Raw genomic sequence first — 18,640 nt, forward strand, 5'->3', positions numbered from 1 at the left:
TCAAGCTAAATAGCAGCTTATTTTTCTAAGCTTGCTAATACAACTTCGTGATGATCTTTCGTTTTGAACTTGTTAAGTACATGGCTAATTTTGCCATCAGTACCGACGATAAAACTTAAACGATGAATGCCGTCATAAATTTTACCCATAAACTTTTTCTCGCCCCATACCCCAAATGCGTCAGCAACAGCATGGTCTTCATCACTGAGTAATGTGAAGTTTAATTGTTGCTTTGCCGCAAACTTAGCCAACTTTGCTACTGGATCTGGGCTGATGCCAAACACTGTGACATGTTGCTCATCAAGCTGGGCTTTAATGTCGCGTAGACCTTGTGCTTGTACTGTACAACCTGGAGTAGAGGCTTTAGGATAAAAGTACACTAAAACAGGGCCTTTAGTGAGTGTGTCTTGTAAAGAGACTGATTCACCAGCTTGATTCTGTAGGGTAAATTTTGGCGCTACGTCGCCAACTTGTAATGTGTTCATCATGTTTCCTTTATCTGATCGTTATGCCTTTATGTCATCGACCTTATTACGTCAACTTTAGCGATAAAGTTCATTACTCTCTAAGGTTATTCTATTGCAATGCCTTGCATGCGCTTGATTGTGCACTCTAAAGACATTGATTCGGCCAGTTCATATATACCTTGTTCAAGTTTCAATAAATTCACTTTGTCGGGAATGTTTATGGCTAATATAATCGATTGAGTTTTAAGATTATTATTGTCATCAGCGTGAGAACGTACAGCGGCTAAATCAAGTCCCCTGTCGGCCAAGAACTGAGTGATACTTTTCATGGTACCGCGCTGGTCTTCGCCATTGAAAATCACTTCAATACGAGAAACAAAGTTCTCAGGGGTATGTTTAGCGGTTCGCTTCATTACCGTCATGAGCTCAAGCTCGACACTCAAACTGGGTAATAAGCTTTCAATTTTTGTTATATCAGACCAAGAGCCTGATATCATCATAATTAGGGTAAATTCATTACCAAATAATGCCATACGACTGTCGACGATATCGCAATCACATTCACTTGCTAAACGCGCTAAACGACTGACTAATCCCGGACGATCTGCGCCCATTGCCGTAACGACCAGATAATTGGTCATGGATTTTCCTCACTTGTTGATATCGTAGAGCGAAAACTTATGCAAAGTATATAAGTTTTGGTGGGGTGTTAATGCTATCATTTTTCACTAAAACACCTCAATATAGTAACCTATATCACTCACATAAATGTGATTATTTTTTAGCTCTATGGCATTAAAGATGCTAGGTTACGTGGCAATAAATATCTTAAATGACTTATTTCAGATTATGGTTACCGTAGAGCTTGTCATTATTGGTTGGCATCAGTAACATAGCGAATCCTGAAACCGTGGGGAAGATAGATGATAAACGGAAGCATCGTAGCCTTAATCACTCCAATGAACAGTGATGGCACAGTAGATTATGCAAGCCTAGAAAGACTTGTTGAGTTTCATATTGAACAAGGTACTGATGCTATTGTTGCTGTCGGTACTACTGGCGAGTCAGCGACTTTGCCAATGAAAGAACATGCCAATGTGGTTAGTCAAACGGTTAAGTTTGCAGCAGGTCGCATTCCGGTTATTGGTGGTAATGGTGCCAATGCCACTGCAGAAGCAATTGATTTAACTAAATCAATGCAAAACTCAGGTATTGTTGCGATGCTTGGGGTGACACCTTATTACAATAAACCAACGCCTAAGGGATTGATTGCCCATTATACGGCCGTTGCTGCAAGTACTGATATTCCGCAAATTCTTTATAATGTACCAGGTCGTACCGCCGTGGATATGAAGCCTGAAACTGTCGCTGAATTGTCAACTGTGAGTAATATTATTGGTGTTAAAGAAGCCACTGGTGACTTAAGCCGTGTGGCACGTTTACGTGAATTATGTGGTGATGACTTCTTACTTTTCAGTGGTGATGATGCGACTGCTCGTGAGTTTTTGTTGCTGGGTGGTGATGGCATAATTTCCGTCGCAAATAATATTGTGCCACGTGCTTTTAAAGCAATGTGTGACGCGGCGATAGCCAACAATGCACAATTAGCTGCAAAAATTGATAAGCCATTAACCGGAATATATCGGTCTTTATTTTGTGAAGCGAACCCAATCCCAGTCAAATGGGCTGTTCATCGTATGGGCTTGATAGCTAATGGTCATATCCGTTTACCTTTAACTGAACTTTCTGAGCAGTTTCATGGTCTGTTAATAGAAACAATGAAACAAGCTGATATTGAGGTAGAATAAATTCATGTTGAAGAAAGTCACTCCGTTACTACTAGTTGCAGCTGTTTCAGCTTGCAGTACACCATTAGATCGCCGTCAAGCCAACGGTTCTGATGAATTTGTTAATGCTGAATCTATACCATTACTGACTATTCCAGAGGGTTTGAACACACCGACTTATAGCAAAGAGTATGATATTCCTGCTGTGGGTAAAGACGTTAATAAACAGTTAGTGGGTAAAAATCTTGATATACGTGCACCATTGCAAGTATTGCCAATGGCAGAAGGCACACATATAGAAGAAAGCAGTGATAACATTCGAGTGGTGATAGAATCAATTGAAAGTACCACTGATTTAAAACAAGAAATCTTTGATGTTATCGATGGTTATTTAGCTAAAAATAATATTGCTATTCGTAATGAAGATTATGATGCTGGTTTTATTGAAACCGATTGGATTGAAAATGATGAAATCATTGAATCTAACTGGTGGAGTAGCGATAAGGTATATCAACTTCGTCAACGTTACCGTTATCAGGTTGATGTGAAACCTCATGGACGTTCTGGCTTTGTATCGATTGATTTGGTTGAACATCAAGAATTTTACGATGATAAAGATCAACAAATATTATTAAGTGGTGAAGACAAACGTCGTTACACCACCGATATGCTGAATAATGCCATTGCTTATATGAGCATAAAACGAGATCAAGCTATTCGAGCTGCTCGCATTCAAAAAAGCTTAGGTATTAAAGTTGATTTAATGACTAATCCTACAGAACCTGCTTATTGGTTAGCTGATGCAAACTTTAATTCGGTATGGGATCGTTTACGTATCGTGTTACCGGAAATGGGTTTCGATGTTGTTGACATGAACAAGAGCGAAGGTTTGTTTTACATTAACTTGCAAGAAAGTGGTGGTTTCTGGAGCTCTTTGTGGAGCGAAGAAAAATTGTCATTGAAAAAAGGCAGTTATCGTTTGATGCTTAAAGAAACCGATAATGTCGATCAGACCAAAATATTATTACATGATTTAGAAGACAAACCGTTATCAGATGAGTCAGTTACCGAAGTGTACAATATTATTTCTGATTTAATGCAAGAAGACCGTAAAGTGCGTTAAACTTTTCGATTAACTCGTTTTACTAAAAAGAGACGCATTGAGCGTCTCTTTTTTATTTTATATATAGCCTATCATCGGTTTAAACCATTCTCATATTGACAGTCAATACACTTAATATGTCAATTAGTCACAATCATTAATTTATACAAATGAATCGTCTTAAACATTGGGTGATTAATGCGTTCATCTGCTTAATTGGCATGTAGTCATGCTGAGCTTCCATGTTCTTAATCTGCTTATGTTAGCTATTTGTCACAACATGTGTCGGTAATTATCTCTTAACATAACCATTTTATTTTAAATATGCATATAGGTGCTGTTTTTTGCATAGATAGTAATTATTTATCTAAATAAATGCATATTAAAATAAAATACACTATCTGTTTACTATGTTGGTAATTTGTAAGCAAAAGTAAAACGACTTGATGTAGATTCATTGCTAAGTACAATTACAGTAACTTAATAATCAAACATAGAATTCATTTAGGCTTCAATGCCTACGGACTTACAAATGAAAAAGATAATCATACTGATTGCCATCGCATTAGCTTCATTGTCGGCTTACTATTTAATGTCGCCTAAAGAGGCAATGGTTAAACGTCCGAGACCTATCCCTAATGTCGTCGTCGCCAAAGCGGCAATTATGCCTATTCGAGATGAAGTACAAGCTTTAGGTACAGGTAAAGCCTTTGAATCCATCATTGTTACATCTAAAGTCACCGACATAATCACTCAAATAAATTTCAAAGACGGTGATTTGGTTGAAAAAGGTGCGTTGTTAGTACAATTAAGAAATGACGAACATAAAGCTAAATTGGCTGTCACTGAAATTAAACTTGTTGAAAACCTACGAGAATTAGATCGAATCCGCTCACTGGTAACCAGTAAAACCATTGCAGAATTAGAACGCGACCGTTTGCAAAGCTTAATTGACACCACTCGTGCAGAGGTCTCGCAAGCTAAAGCTGCGTTAAATGACCGAGTCATTAAAGCACCATTTGCGGGGAAACTCGGTTTACGCCAAGTCAGTGTCGGCAGTTTAGTCACTCCTGGAGAGCAAATTAGTACCTTAGATGATGTCAGCAAAATCAAATTAGATTTTTCTGTACCAGAACGATTTATTCAGGAATTGCAGCCAGGTAAATTAGTAGAAGCTAGAGCCGTTGCCTACCCAGACCGGATATTTAAAGGCGTGGTGACGTCTATTGACAGTCGCGTCAATCCGGCTACTCGAGCGGTCATTGTGCGTGCCGTTATGCCAAATGATGATTACAGTTTGTTTCCTGGTATGTTGATGAAAGTGAAATTAATAAAAGAAAGCCGTGAGGCACTGTTATTACCCGAAGCCGCTATTATCCCTATTCAAAGCAAACATTTTGTTTATATTGTTAACGAAGACAATAAAGTCGTACAGCAACAAGTCACCTTAGGCACGCGTACTCGCGGTTGGGTTGAAATTACTCAAGGTCTTGAAGTTGGCCAGCAAGTGATTATCCGTGGTATTTTGAAGGTTCGTCCAGATGATGAAGTTAAGGTACAGCAAGCTGAAAACTTTAAGTTTGTACAGGTTGAAGGTATGGAGACGTCAGCATGATATTAACTGACTTATCGGTTAAAAGACCTGTATTAGCTTCAGTTATTAGTATATTGCTGATTGTATTAGGTTTAGTGTCTTTTGGTAAATTGCCGTTACGTGAATATCCGAATATCGATCCCCCATAGTTTCTGTAGAAACCAGTTATCGTGGTGCGAGTGCCTCAGTGGTCGAAAGCCGCATCACCCAGCTAATTGAAGACAAAATTAGTGGTGTTGAAGGCATTCGTCATATTAGTTCATCAAGTAGTGATGGCCGTTCAAATATCACCATCGAATTTGATATTAATCGTGATATTGAAGCCGCTACAAATGATGTTCGTGATCGTATTTCTAGTTTACTAGAGCAGCTCCCTGAAGAAGCTGACGCGCCATCGATTTCTAAAGCAAACGGCAGTGATGAAGTTATCATGTGGCTGAATTTGGTCTCCGATCAAATGGATATCTTACAGTTAACCGATTACGCCAATCGTTATTTAGTTGACCGTTTCTCGGTTATTGATGGTGTATCAACCTTGCGTTTAGGTGGCGGTAAGGTGTACGCCTTACGGATTTGGATTGATCGCCAAGCGTTAGCATCGCGTAACTTAACTGTGTCAGATGTTGAAGCCGCGCTTCGTGCTGAAAACGTTGAATTACCCGCAGGTTCGATAGAATCAAAAGACCGTCATTTTACCGTGCGTTTAGACCGAGTATTTAAAACTGCTGAGGATTTTTCTAACTTAGTGATCACTGAAGGAGATGACGGGTATTTAGTAAAACTGGGTGATGTGGCTAAAGTTGAAATAGGCTCCGAAGAAGAACGTATTATCTTTAGGGGCAATACAGAATCGATGATTGGCTTAGGTGTCAGTAAGCAGTCGACTGCTAATACTCTTGAAGTGGCGCGAGCTGCCAATGCCTTAGTCGATAAACTTAATCCAACATTACCAGCAGGTATGGAAATTAAACGTGCATACGACAGCTCGGTATTTATTGAAGCATCGATTGACGAGGTATATCAAACCCTATTTATTGCGATGATTTTAGTTATTATAGTGATTTATCTGTTCTTAGGCTCTGTAAGGGCAATGTTAATTCCTGCCATTACCGTTCCAGTGTCTTTGTTAGCCACGTTTATCGTACTTTATGCGTTAGGGTACACCATCAATCTATTGACCTTACTGGCGATGATCCTAGCTATTGGTATGGTGGTTGATGATGCAATTGTCATGTTAGAAAACATTCATCGACGTATTGAAGAAGGTGACTCACCACTTAAAGCAGCTTTTCTGGGGGCGCGTGAAGTGGCTTTTGCCGTAGTGGCAACCACTTTGGTATTGGTTGCTGTGTTTATGCCCATTACTTTCTTAGAGGGCGATTTAGGTAAGCTGTTTAAAGAGTTTGCCGTCACTATGAGTGCCGCGGTGATATTTTCGAGTATTGTCGCACTAACACTTACGCCAATGATGTGTTCTAAATTACTCAAGCCTGCTGAGCAAGATCCTTGGTTAGTTAAACAAATCGATAAAATGATGACAACTTTATCTGGCTGGTATTTAGCCAGTCTAAAAACGGGGATGAAACGCCCTGTATTGGTGTCGTTAGTTGTGCTTATTGCTTTTGCTCTGAGTGGATATTTACTCAATAAAATTCCCCAAGAATTTGCCCCTCAAGAGGACCGTGGTTCGATGTTTTTAATCGTGAATGGACCTCAAGGTGCTAGCTTTGAGTACATAGAGAAATACATGGACGAAGTGGAAGGGCGCTTAATGCCTTTGGTTGAGAGTGGTGATATTAAGCGGTTATTGATCCGCGCACCACGTGGTTTTGGGGCTGGGTCTGATTTTTCAAATGGCATGGCCATTATTGTATTAGAAGATTGGAATGAACGTCGTAGCGCTAACGAAATTATTGGCGATATACGCGGCCGATTAGCAGATTTGGCTGGCATAAGAGCGTTTCCTATTATGCGCCAAGCATTTGGACGAGGTGTAGGAAAACCTGTGCAGTTTGTACTTGGTGGGCCAAGCTACGAAGAATTAGCCGAATGGCGTGACATCATGCTGGAAAAAGCGAAAGAAAATCATAAGCTCATTGGTTTAGATCACGATTATCAAGAAACTAAACCTCAATTACGTGTGGTGATAGATCGTGAACGGGCGGCGGATTTAGGCGTATCAATTTCTCATGTTGGCAGAACATTAGAGTCAATGCTGGGATCTCGTTTAGTCACCACTTTTATGCGCGATGGTGAAGAGTACGATGTGATAGTGGAAGGTAATCGTGATAATCAAAACACAGCCACTGATATGGAAAACCTCTATGTTCGCTCGGATCGCTCACAAGAGCTAATCCCATTATCAAACTTGGTTACGGTGGAAGAGTTTGCCGATGCAAGTTCGTTAAATCGATATAATCGAATGCGTGCTATTACCTTAGAGGCCAATTTGGCAGATGATTATACTCTGGGTGAAGCGTTAGATTATCTCAATGATCTTGCTTCAACTTATTTGCCTGCAGAAGCGGTTATCAGCTATAAAGGACCATCGTTGGATTACCAAGAGTCGGGTAATTCAATGAACTTTGTCTTTTTACTTGCTTTGGGTATTGTATTTCTAGTATTGGCTGCGCAGTTTGAAAGTTATGTTCACCCTATGGTGATCATGCTCACGGTACCACTGGCAACCTTGGGTGCGCTGGTAGGTTTATGGTTAACAGATCAAAGTATCAATATATACAGTCAAATCGGTATTATCATGCTGGTAGGGTTAGCCGCTAAAAATGGCATTTTGATTGTTGAATTCTCAAATCAACTACGTGACCGTGGTGTTGAATTTCAACAAGCTATTTTACAAGCTTCAACGCAACGCTTAAGACCTATCCTTATGACCGGTATTACCACAGCAGCGGGAGCTATTCCGTTGGTGATGGCGTCTGGGGCTGGAGCTGAAACACGTTTTGTTATTGGGGTGGTGGTATTGTCAGGAATTTTACTGGCGACATTTTTTACCTTAATCGTTATTCCTGTTGCTTATAGTTTGTTTGCCCGCAATAGTAGCTCACCAGAAACAGTAGCAAAACAGCTAGAAATAGAGTTACAGGAAGATTAGTTTTATTGATAATTCCAAATTAGAAAGCCAGTCATTCATATGACTGGCTTTTTTGTTATATTTTATAAGGAGGTTATTATGCTTTCAACAATAAGTCTTGTACTGCACGACAGTGTTGAGTACATCATTAGTGTAATCAGCATTATAGTCGCTTTAGTCCATAGCACAGCGTAAAAGATAAGAGTTTACCCAACTATCTATGAACGAAGAATAAGACAGGTTGCTGTTGCTGTAGCTAATAATTTACCGTCTTCAGTGGTTAATGTCCCTTCAGAAATACCTAAAGATTTAGATAAGTTCATTAAGTTTCCCTTTGCGATTAAACGCTGATTTTGTGGAACAGGACGAACCATTTTAACGTTTAAATCAATGGTTGAATAACTGACACCAGCCGGAAGTGCTGAATGAACAGCGCAGGCAGTTACTGTGTCCATAACCGTTGCTGCAAAGCCTCCGTGAACACCACCCATAGGATTAAGATGACGTTCATCGGCATGGGCTTCAAAAGTCACAGCGCCTTCACTCACCTCAATGGCTTTCATCGGTATGGTTTGCGTAATCGAAGGGGCAGGGAAATCGCCATTTAGCATGGCTTGCATCAGTTGTAATCCGCTTAAATGTTTCATTATTGTCCTTCCAACATCATTAAACTGTAGAGATAAAAAAGGGTAAAGCTTGCGCTTTACCCTTTTTAGTTAGGCTAATTAGCCTGAACAGCTAGGCTGCTTTTTCTTGCTTTGCTTTAGGTGCAAGTTGCGCACGAAGCTCATCGGGATCAAAGTCATCAACGTTAATTGATTTAAGACGACCAATTTCAGCTCGTTCAAGTAAAGCGATTTCGCTGTCGCTTAACACACCAAGCGCTTTACCTTCTGCAGCAACTTTGTCTAACCACATAAATGGCAGACGCTTACCCGCAGCTTTACAGACTTTGTCATACAGTGGCTCTGCTGCAAGGATATCTTTGAACGTTTGCTCTTGGATGCCCACAACATTGAACTCAGATGCAGTCCAGAACTGGCCTTTACCTAAACGGTCTCGGCTAGCACAAGGGGTTTGCATGATTTTAGCCACTTTGTGATCTAATACATCACTCGGACGCTTAATTGGACGACCAAACGGGAAGATAACAGCACGGAGCGCAATACCTAAACCCATAGGGAAGTTGTTAAGTAAGTCGTCTAATGAATCTTGTAGCTTGTATAATGAATCTTCAACAGCCCATTGCACTAAAGGTAAATCTTCAGTTAAACGGCCATCATCTTCATAACGCTTTAACGTTGCTGAAGTTAGGTACAGTTGACTTAATAAGTCACCTAAACGTGCAGAAATACGTTCTTTACGTTTTAGGTTGCCACCTAATGTTGCCATCGCTAAGTCAGATAACAATGCTAAGTTAGCACTGAAGCGATTCATCTGTTGATAATAACGCTTGGTTTTATCTGAGTAAGGGCTATTGGTGAAATAAGATGAGGTTAATCCCATCCAGAAGCTACGTATAAAGTTAGACGTTGCAAAACCAATATGACCGAATATAGCAGAGTCAAAGTTGTCTAGACCACGGCTAGCATCAGTATCAAATGCTGATTCCATTTCGGCCAAAACATATGGATGACAGCGAATTGCGCCTTGTCCATAAATGATCATTGAACGGGTTAGAATGTTGGCACCTTCAACGGTAATAGCAATCGGTGCTGCTTGATAGCCACGGCCTAAGTAGTTATTCGGGCCAAGACAAACACCTTTACCACCGTGAATGTCCATTGCGTCAATAATACACTTCTGCATTCTGTCGGTTAAATGGAACTTAACGATGGCTGAAACAACCGATGGCTTTTCACCTAAATCAATCGCGGTAGTGGTTAATGTCGCCACAGCGTCCATAAGGTAAGCATTACCGCCTAAACGTGCCATTGGCTCTTCAATGCCTTCTAACTTACCGATAGGTAATTTAAATTGACGACGAATACGAGCATAAGCACCTGTAGCAACAGCAGCTGTTTTAACACCACCAGCTGAGTTTGAAGGTAAAGTAATCCCACGGCCTACAGATAAACACTCAACTAACATTCTCCAACCTTGGCCGGCCATTTCTGGTCCACCAATGATGAAACTTAATGGCACAAACACTTCGTTACCGCGTGTTGGTCCATTTTGGAACATACAGTTCAATGGGAAATGACGACGACCAGTTTCAACACCTGGAATGTCAGTAGGGATAAGCGCACAAGTGATGCCTAACTCTTCTTTGTCACCTAATAAATGTTCTGGATCACGCAGTTTGAATGCAAGACCTAATACAGTAGCAACAGGCGCTAAGGTGATGTAACGTTTGTTCCACGTTAGTTTCATACCAAGCACTTCTTCGCCTTGGAATTCACCTTTGCATACCACACCAAAATCTGGGATAGAACCGGCATCACTACCTGCTTCTGGGCTTGTAAGTGCAAAACATGGCACTTCTAAACCTTGAGCTAAACGGGGTAAGTAATGATCTTGCTGATCTTTAGTACCATAGTGTTGTAATAGTTCACCAGGGCCTAACGAGTTAGGAACACCTACTGTTGAAGCGAGTTCGCTGCTGACACCTGCTAGTTTTTGAAGTACGCAAGACTGAGCATAAGCTGAGTATTCTAAACCACCGTATTTCTTCTTAATGATCATGGCAAAGAAGCCGTTATCTTTAAGGAATTGCCAAATATCTTGCGGCAAGTCACCAAGCACGTGTGAGACTTGGTGTTGATTAAGCATTTTACACACTTCTTCAACAGGGCCATCTAAAAAGGCTTGTTCATCTGAACTTAAGCGTGCTTTAGGGTAATTATGCAGTTTGCTCCAGTTAGGGTTACCGGCAAACAAATCAGCCTCCCACCAAGTGGTACCTGCTTCAATGGCTTCTTTTTCAGTAGTAGACATTTCAGGCATAATGCCGCGATAAACTTTAAGCAGTGGTCGACTGATAAAATTCTGTCTGAATGATTTAATATTTAGTGGAAGTGCAATAACAAGGAATACTATCCATGCGATTACACCAATAATATCCATTGTGCTACCGACGACTAATACAATTGCAGCAGCAATCGTTGTCGATAATAGCGATACTCTTAGGTATGCCATAGCGCCGAGCACAAAGATCATCGCGATGATCCAAAGTAGGGTGGTCACTGTACTTCTCCTTAAAGCTATTTTTATAGGCCAAAATAGCTTATTTATTGTTGATCTTATTCACAATAAAGCCCGTGGTCAGACCTGTGTCACGTAAAAGTTAACCTTATGACGCCTCGATTACAAGTATTTTTCAAACAATTGTTTAAATAATTGTGTGTTTGAAATATTCCACTTAATAAGCATAGTAGATACAATACGTTCGACTAAGTAAATTTGGTCAGATTTGCTCGATTAAACAACAATAAAGGCAAGCTTAATGTGTGAGTTACTGGCGATGAGTGCCAATGTACCAACAGATATTGTGTTCAGTTTTACTGGGTTAGCTGAACGCGGCGGTGTAACTGGTCCTCATGTTGATGGTTGGGGAATTAGTTTTTATGAAGGTAAGGGTAATCGTACTTTTAAGGATGCTTGTCCTAGTAGCGAATCGCATATAGCTGAGCTCATTAAGTCATATCCAATTAAAAGCGAAATCGTGATCAGTCATATTCGTCAGGCTAATCGTGGTTGCGTGTCTTTAGTTAATACTCATCCGTTTAGTCGGGAGTTATGGGGGCGATATTGGACTTATGCACACAATGGCCAATTAACCGGTTATCTCGATAAATTTAAGGTGTCGCGTTTTCAGCCTGTTGGCGACACAGACAGCGAATTGGCCTTTTGCTGGATTTTAGAATCGGTTGTAAAACAATTTGGCGAGCAAGAACCAGACGACCTAGATGCGGTATTCGACTATATTGCAGGGTTAGCAGATGAAATACGCCAGCTAGGGGTATTTAATATGCTATTGAGTAATGGCGTTGATTTAATGGCTTATTGTACTAACAATTTATGCCATATTACACGCCGAGCTCCGTTTGGCAAAGCAACACTAATTGACACTGATGTTGTGATTGATTTTAGCAAAGAAACCACACCCAATGATGTGGTGACTGTTATTGCAACCAGGCCATTAACCAATAATGAAAATTGGGTTGTGTTAAATCCAGGTGAATGGAAACTTTTCAGGAAAGGTGAATTAATCCGCAGCTAACATTTTAATTTGCTCTAGTTCTGACTCACTGATGCCGGTTTCATTTTCAACCTCTGAAGTGAGTTGTCCGGCAGCTGTTGACCTTCCAGGGTTTGGGCCATCGATCAATGCTGGCGTCATCGGGGGCAATGGTTGTTCAAATTGGTAGCTCGCTAACTGAATATCCAGCTGCTTGCTGCCTTTTGAAAAATGACTTAATCGTACTGGTAAATAGGCTAAATCAGGTGCCATCCAGAAAAATGTTTGCCTTTTAGTGCTGTCGCGTACAACTTCAACTTTTACTGTATCGTAGGTACCACTGTCGAGCACAACTTGTTCTTTGCCTATGACTCTAAATTGATAGTCATCAATTTCTTTTTCTTTCACCATTTTATAATCTAATGGCCTAATATTGGCGGCGAGATCCATTCTAAATTGCAATTGCACCATTAAAGGGTCAAATACTTTGTCTTCATAAGGCAGTTTTAATGCATCTTCCTTGTATATGGTGTGAATGAACTGTTGTGCTTTTGCAAAGGCTGTCTGCTCGGTGTAATCACTACCCGTTCCGGTTCGTTCCTGAATGTAGCGAAATGGTACCAGTTTGCCGTTTTCTAAGGTAAATTCACTGGTAAGATGACGCTGATCTGATAACACAAATAGACTGACATCACTGTCAAAATGGTAACTGTAAAAACCACTATCAGTAGCTGGTAAACGGTAATTGGCCACACCTAATTCGATGCTGCCATAAAACACCTTGTATTGAGCCGTGTGGGCTGTGAGTGGCGATAAGATAGCAGCTTGTTCAACGTCACTTAATAGCAATGAGGGAGTCACTTGTTGATGCTGCTCTGCAATAATAGTCTTTTCCGCCGTAGCTAATTGAGCCGTCGACTCAGCATCGACAATCTGCTGTTGCTGATTGTCAGCCTGTGCATTAATAGCAGGGCTAATACACAAGATTAACGTGAGTAAGCGAGTTAAATTATTGACCAATGTGCAGTTACCTTTAAGTATGAAAATAGTTAACAGTCTGAGATTAAAAGGGTAATGTCATTACCAAGGTGGCAAGATCGGGTTTCCATTGATATTGAGACAACAAAATTTTGCCTGCGTTCACTTTAATACCCTCTAACCTTAATAATTCTAGCTGAGTTTGAAAAGGTTCAGAGTATTTTTCGAATGATATCTTACCTTGACTATTAATGACCCTATGCCACGGAAGCGCCAGCGTTTTAGGCGCTAATTTTAATGCTCTTGATACATAACGTGCTCGGCCAGGTAAGCCGGCTAAATCTGCCACTATTCCGTAAGGTAACACGGTGCCTTCAGGGATAAGATTAACAATAAACCATATTCGTTCCATGGGAGGCATTTGTGTCATGGGGTTTCCAATAGCGTTTATAAATCATTTAGCAGTTTATTAGCAATAGATAATAGAAAAATAGCGGCTTTAGTACAACCGCAATTTTTTAGAAGTGATAACGATATTGTTGAATTATAGCACTGTAAGATAAATACATAAAAAATGACTAAATGCGCCACCTAGTACAAATAAATGCCAAATTGCATGGTTATACGGAATGCGTTTACCTACATAGAAAATCACTCCGAGACTATAAAATAACCCCCCAATAATGAGTAAATTTAAGCCTAAATCGTTCATATGAGTTTTTAAATCGCCCATTACAGCGACACAAAACCAGCCCATCACTAAGTAGAGCACCACACTAAAGACTTTAAAACGACCGATAAACAATGTCTTAAATATTATTCCTGCTAACGCTAATGACCAAATGGCGGAAAGTACAATAGTGGCCCGTGAGCTTTGTAAACTGATGAGCATCATAGGGGTGTAAGTGCCGGCAATTAAGGTATAAATAGCACAATGATCTGCCATTTTAAACCGTTTGCGCCACAGTGCGCTTTTGCTAGAGTGATATAAAGTAGAAGCAAGAAACAAAACAATAATGCTAATGCCATAAATTGTTACACCAGCCATTTGCACAAAAGATAAACTATCGGGTGCTTTAATTAGCATCAGGATTAAACCAATAATGCCCGCCATAACACCTAATGCATGTGAAATCGCATTGGCTTTTTCTTCTGTATAACCGTAATCTGAACCAGAGGACATTGTAGCCGAATGCTGGGGTATTGAAGTGTTTGATGGTGAGTTCATAATATCCTGTAAATAACGCTGATTGGATTTTGAGCAACACTAGTCTATCAGTCTCGAAACTAAATAGCTATAATTAGGTGTACACGTGTAAGCTCAAATTTATTGGTCGATAATGTAGGTTTAATATTGAGTCTATTTATAACATTGTATAAGAGTTTATTAATGCACAGACTTTATTAAATGTACAAATTAGCTGTTACTCAAAGAGGATGTAGAGGTTATACTTAAACGATAATTCTTAGCAGATTAGTCTTTATGTCTGAAAAAAATAAACATTCCCATCTGCATCAATCTGCAACTTCCAGTAATGACGCACCTGCTTGGGATAACAAAGCAGGGAAGCAAGACAATTGCGATAGCATCATTTTTGACAAAGATGTGACACCGTTTATTGAGTCAGATGAGGTAGCCGTAGACCCAAAAGAATTACAAGATTATCAACAACATGTCGCTGATGAAATTCAACTGCAATTTACGGGCACTATTGATAACACCACTAACAACAATGAACTTTTATTGCTCTCGGAACATCCCACTCAAGATGGTCACTTTTTGCAAAGATTCACAGCAAAACTCAGAACTAAATTCACTGGTAATAAACATATTTTTATCATAGTTATTTTAGTACACGTGTTCATTATCTCTATAGCATTGATATTTGGCAGAGTTGATATCAGTGGTATCAAAAATATGCCAATTAAACCAAGTTCGGCAACACCATTACCGCCTTTGAAAAGCTATTTAATTACTCAAACAGAATACGATAAGTTAGTTGAGCGAGCACAATCAAGCGCAGTTGAACAATCTAACGAAGCTGAAGTTGAAACTTCAGAAGTCGCGCCTAAAACGAATTCCAAGAAAGATTAAATCAGTGACAGACTTAATATCAACACTGTTCACGTTTGTATTAATGAAATACATAACTAATTTATTAACATTGATAGTCTAACTAAGTTTGTTGTATTTTAGACGCTTGACAAGCATCGACCAAAATATGGCACATATTATACCACTCACCAAGCCAACAAGATGGGATTCAGTGGCGACTCGGGCATTAATCAAATGTGTAATACTGTCACTGGCACCAAAATATTGTTCATAAGCGACTTTTAAAATGACACCAATAAACAGTAAGTAACCTGAGCGGTAACCTTTGCGGATATCCATTATCGCACCAAATACAAATAACCCATGTAATAAACCACTTAAGCCTACATAGGCTTTTAAATTGGGGTAAAACAGATATAAACCAATTCCTTCTAACAGGCATAAACTGACAAAAAGCAGCATCAAATTACCGGGATTTCGCTTAAAGTGAATGTCATACAGAAAAATGATGACCCAGAATCCTGCTAAATTCATCAGTAAATGCCATACATTAGTATGTAGTAGATTACCAGTCATCAATCGCCAAACTTGCCCATGAGCAATTGCATCGTATTGATAACTAAAATACTGGTCTATTGGTAAAAATGCAGGCGAGGGGAGTTCTGCAGCAAACAGCCCTATACAAATAAGGCTGATCACCACGACAATATGATAAAGACTAACAGTGGGTGTTTTGTGTTTTAGCAAATTAACCTCAACATGAACCGTAAAATCTCAGTCAGAATAATGTAAACCAAAGACTCTGTGTGAACAGTAACATTAAAAATTCGTATGGTTAACTATGTTGTCTTTGGTTTCGCCGTAAAACATCGCCATATGAGATGAATAATTACCTTTTTGCTGCAGTCACCAAACCAATTTTAACTACCCGCTATTTTTTACAACACGATTATAATTTACTGTTTAACGACGCCATCACTGATTGGCTGTTTTGTAGGTAATCCTCTAAGCCACGTTGACGCAGTAAACAAGCAGGACAATCACCACACCCTTCACCAACTATACCGTTATAACAAGTTAATGTTTGATGTTGCACTAAGGCTAATTGATGATATTTGTCTGCTAATGCCCATGTTTCAGCTTTATTGAGCCACATTAATGGGGTTATTATCTTGATGGGTTTATCCATACCTAGTGCTAATGAGTTTTGCATGGATTGTATGAACTCGTTACGGCAATCTGGGTAACCTGAAAAATCGGTTTCGCACACCCCAGTGATGATGACATCACAACCTAGTTGGTAAGCATAAATACCTGCTAAGGTTAAAAATAGAATATTACGCCCGGGTACAAAGGTATTGGGTAAACCGTTGTTCATTAACTCATGTGAAACAGGAATGTCGTCACGGGTTAATGCAGAAATGGCTAACTCATTTAGTAAGGTGGTATCCATCACTTTATGACTGACTAATTTCAACTCTGTTGCCAAAGATTTTGCCACTTCTATCTCTTGACGATGGCGCTGGCCATAATCAAATGTGATTCCGTGAACTTGGTCATATTGGGACAAAGCCTGAATAAGACACGTCGTTGAATCTTGGCCGCCACTGAATACAACAAGGGCTTTAGTTGGGATGTTTTGATTTGAATCTGACATGAATATACTCTTAACGTACTGAACTGACTGGTAAGATCGGTATGATCAACACTGAGTGGTTCAAGACAATATAAATGATATTTTACCTAAGGCAGGCGCAACTGCAAAGCCATAGGTGTAAATACTTGCAGCTAACAGTAAAATACTCTATAAATGCCGACCCGTTGTCAGTCAGGTAGCCAATACTTGTCTATAAAAGAAAGGTAAACGATGAAATATCCGGTTAACGAAGTATTTGAAACAATACAAGGTGAGGGTACTTATACTGGTGTACCAGCATTGTTCGTTCGCTTACAGGGTTGCCCTGTAGGTTGTGCATGGTGTGATACTAAGCAAACTTGGGATGTATTACTCGAAAATAAAGTGACCGCGGATCAAGTTATTCAGGTTGATGGTTCTATCGGCCGATGGGCTGATCATACTGGTGGCACATTATTACAAGCGTTCAAGGACAAGGGATTTACTGCTAAACATATTGTGTTAACCGGTGGAGAGCCGTGTTTGTATGATTTAACTGAGTTAACTCAAGATTTTATTGCAGCAGGGTATCAGATCCAGATTGAAACCAGTGGCACTTTTGAAGTGAAATGTCATCCAGATGTGTGGGTCACGGTATCGCCTAAAATCAATATGAAAGGGGGCTATAAGGTGCTAGAACAAGCATTGAACCGTGCCAACGAAATTAAACACCCGATAGCCACAGAGAATCATATTGAAGAGTTAGATGCACTATTAATCGGCATCGACATCAGTGATAAAACCATTTGTTTACAGCCGATCAGCCAAAAGGCTCGCGCTACAGAATTAGCGATGAAAGTGTGTATTGCACGTAATTGGCGTTTGTCTATTCAGACTCATAAATATTTGAATATTGATTAATGCTATTAGTTGATAAATAGTAAGCGTCCGGGCAAGTACATCTTCAGCAGCTCTTGTTCATCCTCTATATTAACGACTGATCATTACATCAGGAGTTAACATGGCTAGACGTTCACATGAAGATTGGGTTGCCTTGATACAACAGCAATCCGCTAGCGGCTTGACGATTACCGCTTTTTGTCGCCTGCATAAACTCAGTATCAGCGGATTTTACGCCCGCAAAGCAGACATAGCTAAAATGAGCATTCCAACGGGCGCACTATTTGTTAAGGCGACGCTGGCCTCGCCGACGGCGATGGCTACCCAAGCTCAACTTCCGGTCCCAGAGCAGACCATTTTTTTCAGCATCAATCCGGGATATGGACTTTCCCTAGCACCTTGCCTGCAAGCTATCTGCTGGAAATGATAAAAGGCCTGCAAGCATGTTGATGTTTCGTGAGCTCCCCAGTGTCTATTTGCATCGAGAGCCTGTGGATTTTCGTAAATCCATAAATGGCTTAGCCGTTATCGTCGAGCAACAGTTGTCGCTACAGGCCACAGACGGCAGCGTGTTTGTCTTTTGTAATAAAAGCCGCGATAAATTAAAAATCCTCTACTGGGATGACACTGGTTTTGCGCTTTGGTACAAACGCCTCGAGCAGGATAAGTTTAAGTGGCCGACTAAAAGTATTGATGAGTGCCTGAGCTTATCTGAGCAACAGTTTCATTGGCTGCTGTCTGGCTTTGATGTATTGGGACATCAACATGTTAGTGGCTTGAATTACAGTTAATTGATCGCCATTGCGTATGCAGTTTTTGATAATCAGATCACTGCAACCCCCTTCTCTAGGGGGAGTTTTGGTATAATAA

The 18,640-nt window shown here is 40.1% G+C and carries 17 protein-coding genes and 1 pseudogene; 9 read left to right on the forward strand and 9 right to left on the reverse strand.

The genetic code is table 11. The features are described from left to right. Positions 1-17: 17 nt before the first annotated feature. Both bcp and FCN25_RS19395 read right to left on the reverse strand, forming a co-directional pair. Complete coding sequence (bcp, locus tag FCN25_RS19390; RefSeq protein WP_137227487.1) at positions 18-485, reverse strand: thioredoxin-dependent thiol peroxidase; 468 nt, start codon at positions 483-485, stop codon at positions 18-20. Positions 486-571: 86 nt separating this feature from the next. Beyond that, complete coding sequence (locus FCN25_RS19395; RefSeq protein WP_137227006.1) at positions 572-1,108, reverse strand: glycine cleavage system protein R; 537 nt, start codon at positions 1,106-1,108, stop codon at positions 572-574. Between the two features lie 282 nt (positions 1,109-1,390). On the opposite strand from FCN25_RS19395, the gene dapA reads away from it, so the two are divergent. The 4 genes and pseudogenes from dapA to FCN25_RS19415 all read left to right on the forward strand — a co-directional run bounded on the left by dapA (position 1,391) and on the right by FCN25_RS19415 (position 8,062). Then, complete coding sequence (gene dapA / locus FCN25_RS19400; protein ID WP_137227007.1) at positions 1,391-2,275, forward strand: 4-hydroxy-tetrahydrodipicolinate synthase; 885 nt, start codon at positions 1,391-1,393, stop codon at positions 2,273-2,275. 4 nt (positions 2,276-2,279) lie between these two features. Further along, positions 2,280-3,377: an outer membrane protein assembly factor BamC gene (bamC, locus tag FCN25_RS19405; protein ID WP_137227008.1), complete on the forward strand. Its 1,098-nt coding sequence runs from the start codon at positions 2,280-2,282 to the stop codon at positions 3,375-3,377. Between the two features lie 511 nt (positions 3,378-3,888). Then, positions 3,889-4,971: an efflux RND transporter periplasmic adaptor subunit gene (locus FCN25_RS19410; protein ID WP_137227009.1), complete on the forward strand. Its 1,083-nt coding sequence runs from the start codon at positions 3,889-3,891 to the stop codon at positions 4,969-4,971. Next, positions 4,968-8,062 (forward strand): annotated as a pseudogene (locus tag FCN25_RS19415) (efflux RND transporter permease subunit). The gene FCN25_RS19410 and the pseudogene FCN25_RS19415 overlap by 4 nt, the downstream one beginning before the upstream one ends. 197 nt (positions 8,063-8,259) lie before the next feature. Here the strand turns inward: FCN25_RS19415 and FCN25_RS19420 are convergent. Beyond that, positions 8,260-8,688, reverse strand: coding sequence for a PaaI family thioesterase (locus FCN25_RS19420; protein WP_137227010.1), 429 nt, complete (start codon positions 8,686-8,688; stop codon positions 8,260-8,262). A 91-nt stretch (positions 8,689-8,779) separates the two neighbouring features. Next, positions 8,780-11,227, reverse strand: a complete 2,448-nt coding sequence (gene fadE, locus FCN25_RS19425) for an acyl-CoA dehydrogenase FadE (RefSeq protein ID WP_137227011.1) — start codon at positions 11,225-11,227, stop codon at positions 8,780-8,782. Positions 11,228-11,486: 259 nt separating this feature from the next. On the opposite strand from fadE, the gene FCN25_RS19430 reads away from it, so the two are divergent. Next, a complete protein-coding gene (locus FCN25_RS19430) occupies positions 11,487-12,263 on the forward strand; it encodes a class II glutamine amidotransferase (RefSeq protein WP_137227012.1) in 777 nt (258 codons plus the stop codon). On the opposite strand, the gene FCN25_RS19435 is transcribed toward FCN25_RS19430, so the two are convergent. The 3 genes from FCN25_RS19435 to FCN25_RS19445 form a co-directional block, all read right to left on the reverse strand. Beyond that, positions 12,249-13,082, reverse strand: coding sequence for a DUF3108 domain-containing protein (locus FCN25_RS19435; protein ID WP_254693795.1), 834 nt, complete (start codon positions 13,080-13,082; stop codon positions 12,249-12,251). The genes FCN25_RS19430 and FCN25_RS19435 overlap by 15 nt on opposite strands. Positions 13,083-13,284: 202 nt before the next feature. Then, positions 13,285-13,629, reverse strand: coding sequence for an MGMT family protein (locus FCN25_RS19440; protein WP_137227013.1), 345 nt, complete (start codon positions 13,627-13,629; stop codon positions 13,285-13,287). Positions 13,630-13,743: 114 nt separating this feature from the next. Continuing rightward, complete coding sequence (locus tag FCN25_RS19445; protein ID WP_254693796.1) at positions 13,744-14,382, reverse strand: hemolysin III family protein; 639 nt, start codon at positions 14,380-14,382, stop codon at positions 13,744-13,746. Between the two features lie 300 nt (positions 14,383-14,682). Between FCN25_RS19445 and FCN25_RS19450 the strand changes: the two genes are divergently transcribed. Continuing rightward, complete coding sequence (locus tag FCN25_RS19450; RefSeq protein ID WP_137227015.1) at positions 14,683-15,294, forward strand: hypothetical protein; 612 nt, start codon at positions 14,683-14,685, stop codon at positions 15,292-15,294. 78 nt (positions 15,295-15,372) lie between these two features. Here the strand turns inward: FCN25_RS19450 and rrtA are convergent, their stop codons facing one another. Together rrtA and queC are read right to left on the reverse strand one after the other, a co-directional pair. After that, positions 15,373-16,002, reverse strand: a complete 630-nt coding sequence (rrtA, locus tag FCN25_RS19455) for a rhombosortase (protein WP_137227016.1) — start codon at positions 16,000-16,002, stop codon at positions 15,373-15,375. Between the two features lie 202 nt (positions 16,003-16,204). Then, complete coding sequence (gene queC / locus FCN25_RS19460; RefSeq protein WP_137227017.1) at positions 16,205-16,912, reverse strand: 7-cyano-7-deazaguanine synthase QueC; 708 nt, start codon at positions 16,910-16,912, stop codon at positions 16,205-16,207. A gap of 210 nt (positions 16,913-17,122) precedes the next feature. Here queC and queE point away from each other — a divergent pair, with 210 nt between their 5' ends. The 3 genes from queE to tnpB all read left to right on the forward strand — a co-directional run bounded on the left by queE (position 17,123) and on the right by tnpB (position 18,561). Beyond that, on the forward strand, positions 17,123-17,791 hold the full coding sequence (queE, locus tag FCN25_RS19465; protein WP_137227018.1) for a 7-carboxy-7-deazaguanine synthase QueE: 669 nt from the start codon (positions 17,123-17,125) through the stop codon (positions 17,789-17,791). Between the two features lie 100 nt (positions 17,792-17,891). Further along, complete coding sequence (locus FCN25_RS19470) at positions 17,892-18,197, forward strand: IS66 family insertion sequence element accessory protein TnpB (RefSeq protein WP_254693687.1); 306 nt, start codon at positions 17,892-17,894, stop codon at positions 18,195-18,197. Positions 18,198-18,213: 16 nt separating this feature from the next. Then, complete coding sequence (tnpB, locus tag FCN25_RS19475; RefSeq protein ID WP_137221684.1) at positions 18,214-18,561, forward strand: IS66 family insertion sequence element accessory protein TnpB; 348 nt, start codon at positions 18,214-18,216, stop codon at positions 18,559-18,561. Positions 18,562-18,640 lie beyond the last annotated feature (79 nt).

This window comes from Shewanella sp. MEBiC00475, from assembly GCF_005234075.1.
Lineage (GTDB): Bacteria > Pseudomonadota > Gammaproteobacteria > Enterobacterales > Shewanellaceae > Shewanella > Shewanella polaris.

What these genes read in the sequence shown, in the direction of transcription:
- bcp (WP_137227487.1), bottom strand. Translation starts at nt 485, where the DNA reads ATGAACACATTACAAGTTGGCGACGTAGCGCCAAAATTTACCCTACAG.
- FCN25_RS19450 (WP_137227015.1), top strand. Translation starts at nt 14,683, where the DNA reads ATGTCTGAAAAAAATAAACATTCCCATCTGCATCAATCTGCAACTTCC.
- FCN25_RS19440 (WP_137227013.1), bottom strand. Translation starts at nt 13,629, where the DNA reads ATGACACAAATGCCTCCCATGGAACGAATATGGTTTATTGTTAATCTT.
- FCN25_RS19470 (WP_254693687.1), top strand. Translation starts at nt 17,892, where the DNA reads ATGGCTAGACGTTCACATGAAGATTGGGTTGCCTTGATACAACAGCAA.
- tnpB (WP_137221684.1), top strand. Translation starts at nt 18,214, where the DNA reads ATGTTGATGTTTCGTGAGCTCCCCAGTGTCTATTTGCATCGAGAGCCT.
- FCN25_RS19395 (WP_137227006.1), bottom strand. Translation starts at nt 1,108, where the DNA reads ATGACCAATTATCTGGTCGTTACGGCAATGGGCGCAGATCGTCCGGGA.
- bamC (WP_137227008.1), top strand. Translation starts at nt 2,280, where the DNA reads ATGTTGAAGAAAGTCACTCCGTTACTACTAGTTGCAGCTGTTTCAGCT.
- FCN25_RS19410 (WP_137227009.1), top strand. Translation starts at nt 3,889, where the DNA reads ATGAAAAAGATAATCATACTGATTGCCATCGCATTAGCTTCATTGTCG.
- queC (WP_137227017.1), bottom strand. Translation starts at nt 16,912, where the DNA reads ATGTCAGATTCAAATCAAAACATCCCAACTAAAGCCCTTGTTGTATTC.
- queE (WP_137227018.1), top strand. Translation starts at nt 17,123, where the DNA reads ATGAAATATCCGGTTAACGAAGTATTTGAAACAATACAAGGTGAGGGT.
- FCN25_RS19445 (WP_254693796.1), bottom strand. Translation starts at nt 14,382, where the DNA reads ATGTCCTCTGGTTCAGATTACGGTTATACAGAAGAAAAAGCCAATGCG.
- dapA (WP_137227007.1), top strand. Translation starts at nt 1,391, where the DNA reads ATGATAAACGGAAGCATCGTAGCCTTAATCACTCCAATGAACAGTGAT.
- FCN25_RS19430 (WP_137227012.1), top strand. Translation starts at nt 11,487, where the DNA reads ATGTGTGAGTTACTGGCGATGAGTGCCAATGTACCAACAGATATTGTG.
- FCN25_RS19420 (WP_137227010.1), bottom strand. Translation starts at nt 8,688, where the DNA reads ATGAAACATTTAAGCGGATTACAACTGATGCAAGCCATGCTAAATGGC.